The sequence below is a fragment of the Acinetobacter sp. CY05 genome (assembly GCF_059515805.1).
Genome location: NZ_JCAKMW010000019.1, coordinates 1 through 14,870 on the forward strand (window position 1 = coordinate 1; position 14,870 = coordinate 14,870).

14 protein-coding genes and 1 other RNA gene are annotated in these 14,870 nt (G+C 40.1%); 5 read left to right on the forward strand and 10 right to left on the reverse strand.

The window, feature by feature from the left end; translation table 11 throughout:
- The first annotated feature begins 40 nt into the window (after positions 1–40).
- Positions 41–1,224 (forward strand): IS3 family transposase gene (locus AC5YCD_RS12445; RefSeq protein WP_496129453.1). Its coding sequence is split into 2 segments (ribosomal slippage): positions 41–317 and positions 317–1,224, totalling 1,185 coding nucleotides; the frame shifts between segments, so codons are not numbered across the junction.
- A gap of 58 nt (positions 1,225–1,282) precedes the next feature.
- Here the strand turns inward: AC5YCD_RS12445 and AC5YCD_RS12450 are convergent.
- From AC5YCD_RS12450 to ssrA, 7 genes are all read right to left on the reverse strand, one after another.
- Positions 1,283–2,164 carry a hypothetical protein gene (locus AC5YCD_RS12450; protein WP_496130335.1) on the reverse strand — a complete coding sequence of 294 codons (882 nt, stop codon included), beginning with the start codon at positions 2,162–2,164 and terminating at the stop codon, positions 1,283–1,285.
- A gap of 175 nt (positions 2,165–2,339) precedes the next feature.
- Positions 2,340–3,491: a hypothetical protein gene (locus AC5YCD_RS12455; protein WP_496130336.1), complete on the reverse strand. Its 1,152-nt coding sequence runs from the start codon at positions 3,489–3,491 to the stop codon at positions 2,340–2,342.
- Positions 3,492–3,563: 72 nt separating this feature from the next.
- Positions 3,564–3,818 carry a hypothetical protein gene (locus AC5YCD_RS12460; RefSeq protein ID WP_496130337.1) on the reverse strand — a complete coding sequence of 85 codons (255 nt, stop codon included), beginning with the start codon at positions 3,816–3,818 and terminating at the stop codon, positions 3,564–3,566.
- A gap of 18 nt (positions 3,819–3,836) precedes the next feature.
- A complete protein-coding gene (locus tag AC5YCD_RS12465; protein WP_496130338.1) occupies positions 3,837–4,088 on the reverse strand; it encodes a hypothetical protein in 252 nt (83 codons plus the stop codon).
- Between the two features lie 283 nt (positions 4,089–4,371).
- Positions 4,372–5,169: a hypothetical protein gene (locus AC5YCD_RS12470; RefSeq protein ID WP_496130339.1), complete on the reverse strand. Its 798-nt coding sequence runs from the start codon at positions 5,167–5,169 to the stop codon at positions 4,372–4,374.
- A 2-nt stretch (positions 5,170–5,171) separates the two neighbouring features.
- Complete coding sequence (locus tag AC5YCD_RS12475) at positions 5,172–6,401, reverse strand: tyrosine-type recombinase/integrase (protein WP_496130340.1); 1,230 nt, start codon at positions 6,399–6,401, stop codon at positions 5,172–5,174.
- A gap of 176 nt (positions 6,402–6,577) precedes the next feature.
- Positions 6,578–6,937, reverse strand: a transfer-messenger RNA (tmRNA) gene (gene ssrA / locus AC5YCD_RS12480).
- 132 nt (positions 6,938–7,069) lie between these two features.
- Between ssrA and glpK the strand changes: the two genes are divergently transcribed.
- Together glpK and AC5YCD_RS12490 are read left to right on the forward strand one after the other, a co-directional pair.
- Positions 7,070–8,551, forward strand: coding sequence for a glycerol kinase GlpK (gene glpK / locus AC5YCD_RS12485; protein WP_496130341.1), 1,482 nt, complete (start codon positions 7,070–7,072; stop codon positions 8,549–8,551).
- 189 nt (positions 8,552–8,740) lie between these two features.
- Positions 8,741–10,189 carry a patatin-like phospholipase family protein gene (locus AC5YCD_RS12490; protein WP_496130342.1) on the forward strand — a complete coding sequence of 483 codons (1,449 nt, stop codon included), beginning with the start codon at positions 8,741–8,743 and terminating at the stop codon, positions 10,187–10,189.
- A 62-nt stretch (positions 10,190–10,251) separates the two neighbouring features.
- Here AC5YCD_RS12490 and AC5YCD_RS12495 read toward each other — a convergent pair whose 3' ends face one another.
- Positions 10,252–10,749 carry a thioesterase family protein gene (locus AC5YCD_RS12495; RefSeq protein WP_496130343.1) on the reverse strand — a complete coding sequence of 166 codons (498 nt, stop codon included), beginning with the start codon at positions 10,747–10,749 and terminating at the stop codon, positions 10,252–10,254.
- Positions 10,750–10,843: 94 nt separating this feature from the next.
- Here AC5YCD_RS12495 and hemB point away from each other — a divergent pair, with 94 nt between their 5' ends.
- On the forward strand, positions 10,844–11,857 hold the full coding sequence (hemB, locus tag AC5YCD_RS12500; protein WP_496130344.1) for a porphobilinogen synthase: 1,014 nt from the start codon (positions 10,844–10,846) through the stop codon (positions 11,855–11,857).
- 2 nt (positions 11,858–11,859) lie between these two features.
- Here hemB and AC5YCD_RS12505 read toward each other — a convergent pair whose 3' ends face one another.
- Positions 11,860–12,789: a TIGR01777 family oxidoreductase gene (locus AC5YCD_RS12505; protein WP_496130345.1), complete on the reverse strand. Its 930-nt coding sequence runs from the start codon at positions 12,787–12,789 to the stop codon at positions 11,860–11,862.
- Positions 12,790–12,840: 51 nt separating this feature from the next.
- Positions 12,841–13,287, reverse strand: a complete 447-nt coding sequence (locus AC5YCD_RS12510) for an ABZJ_00895 family protein (protein ID WP_496130346.1) — start codon at positions 13,285–13,287, stop codon at positions 12,841–12,843.
- Between the two features lie 330 nt (positions 13,288–13,617).
- Between AC5YCD_RS12510 and AC5YCD_RS12515 the strand changes: the two genes are divergently transcribed.
- Positions 13,618–14,868, forward strand: coding sequence for an exonuclease SbcCD subunit D (locus tag AC5YCD_RS12515; RefSeq protein WP_496130347.1), 1,251 nt, complete (start codon positions 13,618–13,620; stop codon positions 14,866–14,868).
- The last annotated feature ends 2 nt before the right edge of the window (positions 14,869–14,870 follow it).

Genomic DNA, 14,870 nt, shown 5'->3' on the forward strand with positions numbered 1-14,870 from the left:
TGTAGTGGTTTAATAAAGTTGGACACCAATTTAGGTGATAATGTATTCACCAAAGAGGTGCTCAATGAGAACAAGACGAACATTTACTCCAGAATTCAAATTAGAAGCAGCAAGCCTTGTACTTGATCAAGGCTATTCAATTTTACAGGCCTGTCGTGCTTTAGATGTTGGGCAGACAGCATTAAAACGTTGGGTTGATCAACTTCAATTTGAACGAACAGGACAATCTCCAACAATGCCTGCTCTAACAGCTGAGCAAAGGGAAATACAACAACTTAAAGCTCGTATCCATCAACTCGAGCAGGAGAAGATGATCCTAAAAAAGGCTACAGCTCTCTTAATGTCAGACGAATTCAAACATATGCGTTGATTGATCAATTAAGAAAGCTAAGCTCTGTTAAATTAATCTGTCGTGCCTTTGGTGTACTGCGTTCAAGCTATTACCATTACCGTTCAACAAGTAAAACTCCTCATCCAGATCGTATCAAGCTTAAAGTGATGATTAAAAGTCTATTTAAGCAAAGTCGTCACTCTCTTGGTAGTCGGGGAATTCGATTTATGTTGTTGAATCAGGGCATTAAGATTGGACGCTATCTGGTACGTAAGTTAATGCGTGAATCAGGTCTTGTTTCCAAACAACGTAAGAAGTACAAATATCAAAGCAACGTAGCTGAAGTCCCTGCTGTTCCAAATATATTAAACAGGCAATTTAAACCTGTTCAGCCTAATCATGTGTGGAGCAGTGACATTACCTATATTTGGACAGGTAAAACATGGGCTTATCTTGCAGTTGTTCTTGATCTGTATGCTCGTCGAGTGATTGGTTGGTCTATGTCGTCCCAAGCAGACCAACATTTAGTCATTAAGGCATTAGATGAAGCATGGCATCGGCGAGGTAAACCGAGTGGCGTGATCTTCCATTCTGATCAAGGCAGCCAATATAAAAGCCTTTTAGTTCGGCATAGGTTGGCGTGCTACGCCATGCAACAAAGTATGAGTCGTAAAGGAAACTGTTGGGACAATGCCCCAACAGAAAGGCTTTTTAGAAGTCTCAAGACTGAGTGGATTCCCAAATTGGGATACAGCTCAATTGAAGAAGCGAAGCTAGATGTTGGTCTGTATCTGATGGAATACTACAATCAGATACGACCTCATCGATTTAACGATGGTATCAGTCCTTGTCAGGCTGAAAATGAACTTAAAACTGTGTCCAATATTTGTTGACCACTACAGGTTAACTAAATATTAAGTTTAAGCATGTCCCTATGCTTTCCTATTTAAATCAAAGCTTATATTTACTTAGACAAGTACCTTTAACAAATCCTTGAAAGAATGCTCCGTTGTTTTTTAATCGTCCTTGCATAAAATCATTTTTTTCAATTTCAATCATGCCGTTATTCAAAGTTTCTTCAACACTTTTTAAAGTCCCGACAACTGGCTCAAGATTCAAATTTTTATGAATCGTTTGAATGTTAGAAAAAGCTTGCTCATGTCCAAATCCATTTGCCACTCTATTAACGTAATAATCATAGGCAAAGTTACAAAATTTCGTCACTAATTCATTATGTTGTTTAATTTCGATTTTACTCATACTTTCTTTTTTTAACCTAGCTTCTACTTTTGCTTGTTCATATTTTTGTTTAGCTTCAATTTGACGTTCAGCTTCGAGACGTACTTGCTCAGCCTTTTCTTTTTTAACTCTTTCCTCTTCCTCTTTTTTTTGTTTTAAAAGCCTTTCTTGCTCAAGTTTTTCTTGTTCTCTAAGTTTCTTTTGACGCTCCGCCTCTTCTCGTTTTCTTTTTTCTGCCAACTCCAATTCTTTACCGCCACATCCAGTCGATACGTAATATAGATCATACATATATACTAAAGCGCCATATTCAGCAGATCGAATAAATGGCAATTTATCGTATGTATATAGAAATGGTACAAAACCCTTGTATGCCCCATACTGATTTTTATAATTGATTTCACCACATACTGATTTTTTACCATCTAAATTGGTTACGACACGAACTTTTCTAAATTGTGCCGAGAATGGATCATCAATATTATCTTTAATTTGTGTCTTAGCAGTATTAATCAAACCTGCATCATTAGCTTGTACATTTGAAATTGCCAACAAGACGAACGCAGTTAAAAATAGTCTACGCATATTTTCCATTTGAAATTTAACGTGAAATATAGAGTATATATCTAATAATTTGTATCTTGTCACAGCAATAATAAGAATAGTTCTTATATAAGTTATTAGGCAGACTCATTTCATAGAAAACGCCGTAAACTTTATCAATACAAGGCTACGGCGTTCTTGTAGCTATAAATCAACTACAGCAATTTTACGAGTAATGCCTAAAGTTTTTAGCCAAATTACAAACTGCATTCACCACCAATCTATTCAGTTCGGCATTCATTTCTATATCAGGAGTCAACGTTCTCAAATTCCGATGTGAATCCAGATATGGTTCTTTCTCCATCCCATAGGCATCAATTTTGTTCATATAGACACACACTTGGTGACTCGATGCTTCTGCTTTTAGATGTGTAAATCGAAGCCCTTTAAAGATATCCAACAACAATTGTCTGATGTTTGAAAATGAGTTATTCAAGCGTTTCAGTATGGACTCTTTAATATTCTTCTCCGCACGAATTCGCCATTCACTCTCTTTCAACGGCGTACCATTTTGATCCGTCTGCTTTTGGTATATATGCCAATACTCATCAGCTAATCTATGATTGATTCCGATATTAAAACCATCTTTTAACTTTCTATGGAGCGCAATCGGATTAACAGGAATAGGGATAAATACGCCTGTTTGCGTTTTAAAGACCCTTAAATTATTTGTAGTACTAGGAAGTCTCAAGGACTTTAAAAGCGCCGTAGCAAGCCCTAGATGCTTATATCCATAGAAGTCTAAAGCCACTTCCAACTCTACAATTTTCATACTCTGATGAAGCAAACCAAAATGATTTAAATATCTCAGACGTTCATTTAACAGCTTAAGCGAATTCATATCGTGCAAGCGAATCACATAGCCATTCAAGTTTTCTGTGATGTAATGTCTAATCCCAGTTTTCTCAGTTAAAAACTTTTTAATATCGTGTCGAGTACATGGTTTTGTAATTTCAAAATAAAGATCTAAAAAATCCACTCTCGCTCTGATCTTAATATTCATAGCCTTAAAATCGTAGCTATTAATATTGGAATAAATCTTTGTTTCTAACTCATCAGCTTGTTTAGCATTTTCTGCATATCGTTGTTCTAAAGCTCCCCATGTATCGAATGACACCACCTCACCCACATGGAAACTAAATCCACTCTCCCGACACGACTCTTCACATCGGTCAGACCTTGCTTTTAATAAATTCAGCTCAAACCGAATTTCATTTAACTTGGTATAAAAATCCGTAGCGGTAAGTTTCTCTTCATCAATTTGATACAACCGATTCATCAAAGCTTGATAGTCATCACCAACTTTTAAATTCAACATAATGCACAACCTATTTTTTGGATAAAAAAACGGTTCAATCCATTGAACCGTTTCGCCATCAATATTCCTTAATTAATCAATTAAAGAACTCTCAAGCCTTTTAATTTCCGCATCCACATCCTCGTTTAACTTATCTAACAGACGATTAAATGACTCACTATCTTTAAGAGATCCCGTCATTAATTCATCAAAGTTCGGCTCAGGAATTAAGTGCTCTAACTCCCCCCAATTAATTTCCAAATTAAGATCTTGCCAATGATCCGATGCTTTAACTTTCTCAAGTACAGTCAAAGCAACTTTGGTAGCTACGTTTTTTTCCATGTCCATGATGATCTCCTTAAGGACTTAGTGTTTTGTATGAGTAGTTGACGCCCGAATGAAGGCATCAAGTGTTAATTGGGTATAAGCAACTTTGCTATTTCTTAGCTCAAATCGAAGTTTGTAAACTTCTTTTGAAGTCCGATTATTTGCCAAAAATGAATACCACTGTTTCTCAGTTTTAAAAGGCAACTTTTCGGCTAAATACTCTGAAGCTTGTGATCTTGTGAACCATGTCTTTTGACCAATCATACTTGCCCCTTTCTTTTGTTGTGCCATGCCACTAATTCGTCATAACTAAAGAAAACTGGAGCTTGTCTCGATTCGCCGTATTTAATTGCTCTCGGAAATGAAGGGTCTCTGCGCATTAAAATTCTTAACGTTTCTCTAGACACGCTAAGCATTTCACATACTTTGTTGTAGGGGATTTGAAGAGGATGAATTTCTTGAGAAAGCATTTAATAGCTCCATGCTCGTTGCGATACATGAATTATGTTTATTATTATTTTTATTGAAAAATATGTAATAGTGTAGACCACGGGTCTACACTATTTATTGTTTATTATTTCAACTTTTTTAATTTCCTGACTCCAGGTTTTTTGGCATCTTCTTTCAATACACAGCTAATCCATCTTTTCATATTGAGTGGATCTTTTGTTTGACCCGCATCAAAAGTATTCATTAAATCTATAACTTTATTCGCAATATCAATAGCTTTGTAATCTTCATCCTCTTTAGACTCTAGATACTTAGCCAATATTCTAGCCATTCCTCGTCTATCTCTAGCATCTCTTTGACTTTTTTCATTTCCTTCAAGTACAGCACAATCATCTGAATCTTCTTGAAGTGATATCAAAGGCTCATCGATAACCTCTTCTAAAGCTATTTTTGAAACACAAATGCTATTGCGAGTGATACTTATTGATACCTCAGATTGTTCATAATATTTTTTTAAATTTTCAGTATTTAAAGGGAGTTCATTTTCATCGCCATTTACATGCTTCTCTATAAACATTCGTTCATGAATATCATTTGGTAGAATAATAAAACCGTCACACTTTGACTCTTCACCATAAATTTTCTTGAACTTATCTACCGATATTTTATCAACATCGCCAAACATTAAGCTGTTCAAATCTCTATCTCGAAAAAGCTCAACATAACTAATTTCGAGAAAAATCTCTTTTACTATTCTTTCTGTCAGCACATTGTCGTATCCACCCCCACATAAACCATCAACAATAGTAAAAACTTCGAGATGGTTATCTTTAATAAAATGCGTAGTCTCTGCATTTTCAACGTTTCTTTTATACGACTCACTTAGCTTTGATTTCAGCTCATTAAAAGACAGAAAATCCAACGTTATTTAACCTTCTTAAATTGAATTACTTTCATATCTGCCAACTCTTCAAGATAGTCGGCATACCATTGCATCAAACGTGCACGATCTTCCAAATATTGGGCTTTGTTATATACACCTGCCACACCATCTTTGACGTGCGCTAAAGCAGACTCAATGTGTCTTTCATCAAAGCCACGGTTGTTTAAAAGCGTACTAGCAATATGTCGGAATCCATGAGGGGTCTGACGCCCCTCATACCCAAGACGGCGCAATGCCATAATAAAAACTGTATCCGACTTTGGCTTATTCTTATCTGATCGACTTGGGAAAAGGAAATCAGATTCAGAATAAATAGTCTTAAGCTGTTTAAGCAAATCAATAGCTTGTTTTGGCAAGGGTACTGTATGTTCACGGCGTTTCTTCATGCGGAAGTCTGGGATAGTCCAAAGTGCATTTTCTAAATCAAACTCTTCCCACTTAGCCTCACGTAACTCACTTGGTCGACAGAACAACATAGCTAAGAGTTGTAAGCCAATACGGCTATCTAATGTTGGATAATTATTGATAGCTCGGAGCAATGCAGGCAATTCATTTTCCGACACATGAGCCATATTTTCTTTTTTGCCTTGAATAAGGTATTTCTGCATTCCTTCTAATGGATTGTAATCAATGCGCCCTGTAACCTTTGCATAGTCATAAATGTCACGACACATTGCACACATACGCTTAACTTGCTCATAAATCTTTTTTTCAAGCTGAATGCGCTTTAGATACTCCATCCATTCAATCGGTCGGATAGAAACAAATAAGCGTTTTCCAAACATTGGGAATATATGCTTCTCTAACGCACCTTTGTTACGTGTCATGGTATCGGATACCCATTGCATTTGCTTGGTATCAAGCCATTCACGAGCTAAAGCTTCAAAAGTAGCATTGTTAGTTTCAAGCTCTTTTATCTTTCGCTCTTGCTTGCTGACAATAGGATTTTCGCCATTGCCGATGTCATTCAATAATTCTTGAGCTTTCTTTCGAGCAAGTTTGCCTTTAATCGCAGGATAACCACCTAGCCCAACCCAAGACCATTTCCCATCAGGCTTTTTATATCTTAATTGCCAAGACTTGTTTCCATTCTTCTGTACAAAGAAATACAACCCATTACCATCTAACTCCCGATAGTCCTTATCTTCAGGTTTTAGATTTTCCAAAACGGTATCTGACAAAGGACGCTTTTTAATATCTGAACGCTTCATCGTGTATCACAGTGGTTTCAATAATTTATTAATGATACACAATCTGATACATGATACAACCTCATATAGTCGGTTAAGCTCAGTTATATTTAGACATAAAAAAAGGCTTGATCCCTTTAGAATCAAGCCTTTCCGCTTTATATAACGCTATATCCTGTTATATTCAGCTAGGTATTTGGTGGAGGTGGCGGGAGTTGAACCCGCGTCCGCCAGCATTACGCCCCAGAATACTACATGCTTAGATATCGTCTATTGTTTTAGCGCCTTGTGACCCGACGAACAGGGTACAAGTTGCGATCCTCTTAATTTAGTACGAAACCCCGAGGCTTGATTTCATACGGACTTGTGTGCGTTCGCTTCAGTCGGGACCCCTAACCACAAGTATTCAGGGATGCGGACAAGCTGCCCTTAGGCAGCTAGAGCGTAAGATTCGTCGTTTGCGACTATAAAAATGCAAATTTGATTTACGAGAGAAAATGCGCTCTCGGCATGCATCTATGAGTTTCATCACCAGCGTCGAAGCCAGAAACACCCCCAAAGTACGGCTTAATCATAGCACAACTATCAGTAATTACGAGTCTATTTACCGATAAATTACGCCTGCTTTATGCGTTTGTTTGATTAATTGGGTTAATATTTTGCCTTTCAAGCATAATATTAGAAAAAATATGAGTTATTTATTGGCCCTAGACCAAGGCACCACTTCAAGCCGCGCGATTATCTTTAATGAAAAAGGCGAAATTCAAGCCACAGCGCAACGCGAAACCCAAATTCAAACCCCGCACTCAGGCTGGGTTGAACAAGATGCACATGAAATTTGGAGTAGCCAATTGGGCGTGGTGCAGCAAGCCTTGGCTGCCGCGGGTTTATTGGCCAAGGATATTCATGCCATTGGCTTAACCAACCAACGTGAAACTACGGTGGTATGGGATAAACGTACAGGTCGCGCCCTTGCCCCTGCCATTATTTGGCAAGATCGCCGGGCAAGCACATGGTGTAATCAACTGATTGAGCAAGGTTTAACTACCAACATTTTAGAAAAAACTGGCTTAAGGATTGATCCATATTTTAGTGCAGGAAAATTAGTGTGGTTACTTGAAAATGTCGCGGGTTTACGCCCATTGGCCAAGCAAGGTCATGTTGCCTTTGGCACCATTGACAGTTGGCTGATTTGGAATTTGACCCAAGGCGCAGAACATATTATTGAGGCCAGTAATGCCTCACGTACCATGCTCATGAATCTCAAAAGCCAAACTTGGGATCAAGAACTACTGGAGCGCTTTGAGATTCCAAGCAGCGTATTGCCTAAAATTATCAGTTCAGACAGCTATGTCGCAGACACCGCCCAAGGGTTATTGGGTGCCTGTATTCCGATTACTGGGATTTTAGGTGACCAGCAAGCTGCACTGTTTGGACAAGCCTGCTTTAAACCCGGTAGCGCTAAAAACACCTACGGTACGGGCTGTTTTATGCTGTTTAATACGGGTCAAGAAGTCAAAACCAGCCAAAATCAACTCTTGTCTACCCTTGCATGGCAAGCACAAGGTCAAGCCACCTATGCCTTAGAAGGTAGTGTGTTTATGGCTGGTGCCATTGTGCAATGGTTACGGGATGGTTTAGGAATTTTACATAAAAGTAGCGATGTAGAACGCCTCGCCAATAAGGTCCCTGATAGCGATGGCGTGGTCTTGGTGCCAGCCTTTACCGGGCTTGGCGCACCGCATTGGGATTCTGAGGCACGCGCTTTATTATGTGGGATGTCGCGCGGTACCAACAAACATCACATTGCCCGCGCAGCCTTAGAAGCGATAGCTTTTCAAGTCTCAGATGTTTTAACCGCCATGCAATCCGATTTAGGCCAACAACTCACCCAGCTTTGTGTCGATGGTGGTGCCAGTCACAATAATACCCTCATGCAGTTTCAGGCCGATATTTTAAACGTGCCTGTGCTACGCCCTAAAATGTTGGAGTCTACTGCTTGGGGAGCAGCTGCTATGGCAGGTTTAAAATCAGGCGTGTTCAGTTCGCTCGATGATATTGCCGCCTGTTGGCAATTAGAACGTGCATTTGAACCCCAAATGCCCCAACTGGAACGTGAGCGTCATTTAGCCAAATGGCAAGATGCACTGCAACGTGCCAAGTCGCATTGACATTAAGCGCTGTGACTTAAGTGCTTTTGTAAGCAGCTTTTTGCAGGGCTTTTTTAAGCACTTGAGTCTCGTGCTTGAGCGCACGTTCATTGTTTAGCACAATTGATAAAAAAATCATCTTTGCTCGAGAAATGCGCTCAAAAAAACTATACTCAAATTTCACAATAATAAATAAGATGGAGTTTTGCGATGTCTCATTCCTCCACATTACAACAGCAGGTCTTAGACGACCGTGAGATTCGGCATTCTATCCACAACATCACGAGCAAAATTCAACAGCAACCCATTTCCGACATTGTCGATGATCAAGGGCATCAATATGTCGATCTCGTATTAGAAGGTGGCGGGGTGTTAGGCATCGCCTTGGCAGGCTATACCTATGCCCTAGAACAAGCAGGCATTCGTTTTTTAAATATTGCAGGGACATCCGCAGGCGCGATCAATGCCGTGTTTTTAGCCACGCTTGCTAAACCTAACCAAATGCGCAGCGATAAACTGCTTGAACTCCTCAGTCGTATGCCGATGCAGGAGTTTATTGATGGCGGTAAATTGGCAGACTATGTAGTCGAGGCACTACAAAGCCAACAATCCGACATGTGGAAGAAAAAATTGAGTTTAAGCTTACTCAAAGAGCTACGCCGTTTATTGTCCAAAGAGCGCATTGCGCTTAACTCAGGGCAACGCTTTGAACAGTGGCTGACAGAAAATCTGAGCATTAACCATATTGCTGACTTAGAGCAGCATCTACAATTAGCCCCCAACACCCTTAAACTGCGCCCCCAACGCGAATCTGAAACCGCCCACCCTATGCGTGCAGCACACGGCACACGGCTGAGCGACCAACAACGGATAGAAAAAATTGCAGCCAATATTCAATTGTGTATGGTCAGTGCCGATATTAGTACCCAAAGTAAAATTGTATTTCCGCGTATGGCCGAACTGTACCAGCAGCAACAGCTAACACTGGCCAAATGTGTGCGTGCCTCCATGGCGATTCCGATTTTTTTTGAGCCTGTGCTGTTACCTGTCAACCCTCAAGCAAATTGGAGTAAATGGGTGGGTTATGAAGGTCAATTGCCTGAACAATCCGCTTTGGTCGATGGTGGGATCATGTCCAACTTCCCAATTGATATTTTTCATCAACGCCAATATGTGCCTTTGTGTCCAACCTTTGGTGCGAAGCTAGATACTGACCGTGAGCATCCCCAAAATACTCAAGGCATGTTGGCATTTTTAAACGCTTTGTTTGATACCGCAAGACATACCTCAGACTTTAACTTTTTGCACCAAAACCAAGATTATCGCCATTTAATTAGTTATATCGAGATTGCACGACATAAAGTGCCTGCCCCTGCGCTGTGGTATCACTTTAAAGCCAATCAAGCGCGTGAGATTCATGAATTTCATTGGCTTGATTTTCAGATGCCGCTCGAAAAACAATTAAAATTATTTAAGCTCGGTGTGGCTGCCGCTGCCGACTTTATTTTAGGGAATCAAGATAAATTACAGCATCAAAACCATGTGGCCAATTTTAAACAGCGTTTTCATCTCGAAGCCCAGCAGCCGACCTATATCCCTAAACCCATCGCGCCTTTTGATTGGCAGGCCTATAAACATATCCGTGCCCAATTGTTATAAAAAAAGACCCTCGCTCGGGTCTTTTTTAGCTATTTTAATCTGCTGTTTAAGTCTAACACTGATCAATAAGCATAAGAGGCAATTGCTGTAGCAATCAGCTCATCTTGATCATTAACCATATTCATACGCATGGTACAACCTTTACGCCCCATGCGTAGCGCTTCAGCGGTGGCAATAAAATATTCACCGCGTCCCGGTTTTAAATAATCCACCCGAATATCTAGCGTTGCCAAGCGTGCTGCTTGCAGACTGACCTGCTCAAAGGTCTCTTTGCTGGCTTTTTTATACAATTCCGCCATGGCGATAATTCCCCCGACACTATCGAGTACCGTCGCGGTCGAGCCACCATGTAAGATTTGATATTGCATATTACCAATTAAATGAGGTTGCATCTGAATATAAGCTTGAATTTGCCCATTCACCACTCGCATTTGCATTCCGTTATGTTGAAAAAATGGCGAGCTATTAAAGGCTTGGCATAGCTTTTCAAATACTGCATTGATTTCAATTTTTTCGCCGAGATTTAATTCACCCGTCCACTTTTTCACAGCATCATTCATTTTTTCAAATTACCTTAACAACAATTTACAATGACCAAGCTGTCATTATAGAGCTACAATAAACTAAATTTTAATACGAAACATTGAGATTGTTATGACCTATACGTTTAATCGTCCGGCTTTTCCTGCGACTCGCATGCGTCGTATTCGTAAAAATGATCAATTACGTGCCATGGTACGTGAAACACAACTCTCTACAGATCATTTAATTTATCCAGTATTTGTACTGCCGGGGCAAAATCAAACTCAAGATATTCCAAGTATGCCCAACGTACAGCGTTTATCGGCAGATTTATTATTAAAAAAAGCAGAACGCTTACTTGAGCTAGGGGTGTCAAAACTCGCGCTATTTCCAGTGACACCACAAGAAGATAAAAGTTTAACAGCAGAAGCCGCTTGGCGTGACGATGGTCTAGTACAAAACACGGTGCGCTTACTTAAAAAAGAATTACCAGAAATGGTTTTAATTACCGATGGTGCACTTGACCCATATACCACCCATGGTCAAGATGGCATTATTGATGACACAGGCTACGTATTAAATGACGAAACCGTAGAAGCATTAATTAAACAAGCCTTAAGTCATGCCGAAGCGGGTGCCGATGTGGTCGCACCAAGTGACATGATGGATGGACGTATTGGTGCCATTCGTCAAGCACTAGAGGCCAATGGCCATATCTATACCAGTATTATGGCCTATTCTGCCAAATATGCCTCAAGCTTCTACGGTCCTTTCCGTGATGCTGTCGGTTCTGCCAGCAACTTAAAAGGTGGCAATAAGTACAATTACCAAATGGATATTGGCAACCGTGCCGAAGCCCTGCATGAAATTGCCCTTGATATTCAAGAAGGTGCAGATATGGTGATTGTCAAACCGGGTATGCCGTATCTAGATATTGTGCGTGAAGTCAAAGACACCTTTGGCGTGCCGACTTTTGTGTATCAAGTCAGTGGTGAATATGCCATGCTTGCCGGTGCCATTCAAAATGGCTGGTTGTCCGATAGCGTGATTATTGAATCGTTAATGAGCTGCCGCCGCGCAGGCGCAGATGGAATTTGGACTTACTTTGCTGAAGAAGCCGCACTGAAGCTTAAAGACATGCAATAAATTTAACTCTTAAGGTCAGCATGTGCTGGCCTTTTACTTTGCTTTAAATTACTTAATGCATGTTGCACACTCTGAAAATGAAAAATAAAGCCTGCATCATTTAAATGCTGAGGTCGGACAAATTGTCCGTTTAAAATCAGTTGTGCTTGCTCGCCTAACAGCAGTTGAAATAGCCACGCTGGTGCCGGTAAATGCGGTCGCTTATGAAATAACTGCGCGGCTTGATGGGCAAATTGTGCTTGACTGGTTAATTCTGGGGCAACCACATTAAAAATGCGTTTTTGTGTCGGGGTACGCATTAAAAACTCAATTGCTCTTAATACATCGTGCACATGCACCCATGCCACAGGCTGCTGTCCTGTGGCAATTTTACCAACTAAATTGAATTTAATCGGTAATAACATTTGTGGCAAGATGCCACCATTTTTACCAAATACAATACCTAAACGAATAATCTTGGTATTAAATTGACTAAATTTCAGCGCGGTATATTCCCATTTTTGACACAGCTCAGACATAAAAATTGCTTGGCTAGGACTATCCTCAGTACAGACCTGTTGCCATGTGTGCTCATGGTCAATGCCGTAATAACCAACCGCTGAGCCAGAAATAATGCTTTTAGGAAATATATTATGCGCAGTTAAGTAATGATATAAACGCTCGGTGCTCTCCACCCGACTCTGGATCAGTTTTTGTTTACGAGCAGTACTCCAGCGCCCCTTGCCAATGCTCTCACCTGCCAAATTTACGACATAATCAATCGGCTGCGTACCAATTTGCTCAAAGTCACGGATCCAAGTGACCGCATGACTGTTGCTCCTTAGTTGCCGGCTTAAGGCAATAATCTCATAGCCACGTGTCACCAAAAAAGCAATTAAATGTGAACCAATAAAACCACTCGCACCGGTAATTAATACTGACGGTTTAGCCATGTAAGACCTATGATATTTTTTGTTTTTGAGTCAATGCTCAACACTACAGCATTATTGCTGTTGTGGAAACATTTTAGCTGCCATACGCTGCGCTTGTGGACCATAAAACCAAAACACCACCAAATAAAAAGGAATCATAAAAATAAGTAAGCGTGAAATCAGCATCAATTGAAATTCTAGATTTAAAGCCTCTTTTAACCATAATGCACCTACATTTGGAATGTTAAGGTTAAACATTAATGGACCAAGCACGGCAAAAATATAATTGTATAAAAAGAAAATCAGCACATAAATTAAACTAAAGCGGTTACGTTCTAACTTACTAGGCGCACGGCGCTCTTTTTTAAGAAAATGAAATAACAATAAAATACTACTGATTAAAAATGGTAAAGCCGTTAAGACTTGTCCCATACCGCGCGGCAGCAAAGCAGCCAAAATACCCATCAGCATAGTAAATAACACTAAGTAAATGAAAAATCTTAAAAAATATTTAAACATATGCTGCTTTTAAACCCATGTGGATTGAGACCTCATGACAGTATAAAAAAAAAAATTATTTTTTTAAGTTTTATTGTCAACCAATTGCAAAACAGTGACGTTATAAAGGGTATAGGTCTGTAGCAGCCGAGCGTTTGTAATGGCATCCACAAATTTCGGTGACCTTTTATAGCAATAATAATTAATTTTGTTTGACCTAGGTGTAGCAGCCACCAAAGTCAGCACAAAATGTTTTTTTGACCGACGATTTACTATCACTCGAATCGTCGGTCTTTTATTTTCTGCGCATTTTTCCTTATAGTAGGCAGCAGCAACTTTTTGGGCAATAGCATGAGCGTGCGTTTTTTTCATACTTCTGATTGGCATTTAGGGCAGTTTTTCCATAACCACGACCGTAATGAGGAACATCAACATTTTCTCGCTTGGCTATTACAACAAATTCAAGCCAAACAGCCACATGCACTACTCATTGCAGGGGATATTTTTGATGTGGTTAACCCCGCCTCAAGTGCACAAAAGCAGCTCTATCAATTTTTAACCGATGCCCATGCCATTGCCCCGCATATGCAAACCCTGATGATTGCAGGTAATCACGACTCTGGTTATCGCATCGAGCAAGTCGAGCCCTTTTTAGCCAAATTTAATGCCAAAGCAGTGGGCGTGATTCGACGCAATGACAACCAGAGTTTTGATTTATCACACTTATTGGTGCCTATTCAGGATGCCCAAGGTCAGACCATTGCTTGGTGTTTAACCTTGCCCTATTTACGTAGCGCAGAAATTACCGGTTTAAATGAACACACCAGCAACAGCCAAAATGCCATTGCCTATTTGCATCAACAACTCATTTTAGAGGCTAAAGCCCGTAAACAGCCCAATCAAGCCCTCATTCTTATGTCACATGCCCATCTGCAAGGTGGCGAGACATCCGACTCCGAGCGCCCAATTGTGATTGGTAATGAAGAGGCATTATCCACCGCATTATTTGATGATGTGATTGACTATGTTGCACTCGGTCATTTGCATAAACCGCAAAAAGTTGGACATGAACATATCCGCTACAGTGGCTCACCTATCCCACTGTCATTTAGTGAACGCAACTATAAACATCAAGTAGTTGAAGTGAGCATTGATCCTTTGGCAGATGAGAAAAATCGTTTTCATTATGAGGCGCATATTATTCCACGCACGGTCGATCTGATTCGAATTCGTAAACCTTTAACTGATTTAATTGCCGCTGTACAAGCCTTACCGCAAGGTGAGATTGACAATCTCAATGCACGACATTTTTTAGAAATTGAATATACGACGGATGCCCCGCCTCCTGTTGATTTACGTCAACAGATCGAACTTGCCTTGCCGCCAAATCGTTACCGCTTACTGCGTATTGCTCGAATTTATCAAAAACAAACTGAGCAAAATGATACCAACCAAAAAGTCGATTTAGAACCACCCACGCCTGAAAAATTATTTTTAACGCTGTGGGAGAAAATGGGTTATGAGCAGGATGAATCAGTACAACGTGATTTCTTAACCTTGCTTGAAGCAGCACAACACGATTTGGATCAACAAGCGCACTAAGG

Coding starts and splice junctions, on each gene's coding strand:
- glpK (WP_496130341.1), top strand. CDS start 7,070: ATGAGTTATTTATTGGCCCTAGACCAAGGCACCACTTCAAGCCGCGCG.
- AC5YCD_RS12450 (WP_496130335.1), bottom strand. CDS start 2,164: ATGGAAAATATGCGTAGACTATTTTTAACTGCGTTCGTCTTGTTGGCA.
- AC5YCD_RS12515 (WP_496130347.1), top strand. CDS start 13,618: ATGAGCGTGCGTTTTTTTCATACTTCTGATTGGCATTTAGGGCAGTTT.
- AC5YCD_RS12510 (WP_496130346.1), bottom strand. CDS start 13,287: ATGTTTAAATATTTTTTAAGATTTTTCATTTACTTAGTGTTATTTACT.
- AC5YCD_RS12490 (WP_496130342.1), top strand. CDS start 8,741: ATGTCTCATTCCTCCACATTACAACAGCAGGTCTTAGACGACCGTGAG.
- AC5YCD_RS12495 (WP_496130343.1), bottom strand. CDS start 10,749: ATGAATGATGCTGTGAAAAAGTGGACGGGTGAATTAAATCTCGGCGAA.
- AC5YCD_RS12460 (WP_496130337.1), bottom strand. CDS start 3,818: ATGGACATGGAAAAAAACGTAGCTACCAAAGTTGCTTTGACTGTACTT.
- AC5YCD_RS12475 (WP_496130340.1), bottom strand. CDS start 6,401: ATGAAGCGTTCAGATATTAAAAAGCGTCCTTTGTCAGATACCGTTTTG.
- hemB (WP_496130344.1), top strand. CDS start 10,844: ATGACCTATACGTTTAATCGTCCGGCTTTTCCTGCGACTCGCATGCGT.
- AC5YCD_RS12455 (WP_496130336.1), bottom strand. CDS start 3,491: ATGTTGAATTTAAAAGTTGGTGATGACTATCAAGCTTTGATGAATCGG.
- AC5YCD_RS12505 (WP_496130345.1), bottom strand. CDS start 12,789: ATGGCTAAACCGTCAGTATTAATTACCGGTGCGAGTGGTTTTATTGGT.
- AC5YCD_RS12465 (WP_496130338.1), bottom strand. CDS start 4,088: ATGGCACAACAAAAGAAAGGGGCAAGTATGATTGGTCAAAAGACATGG.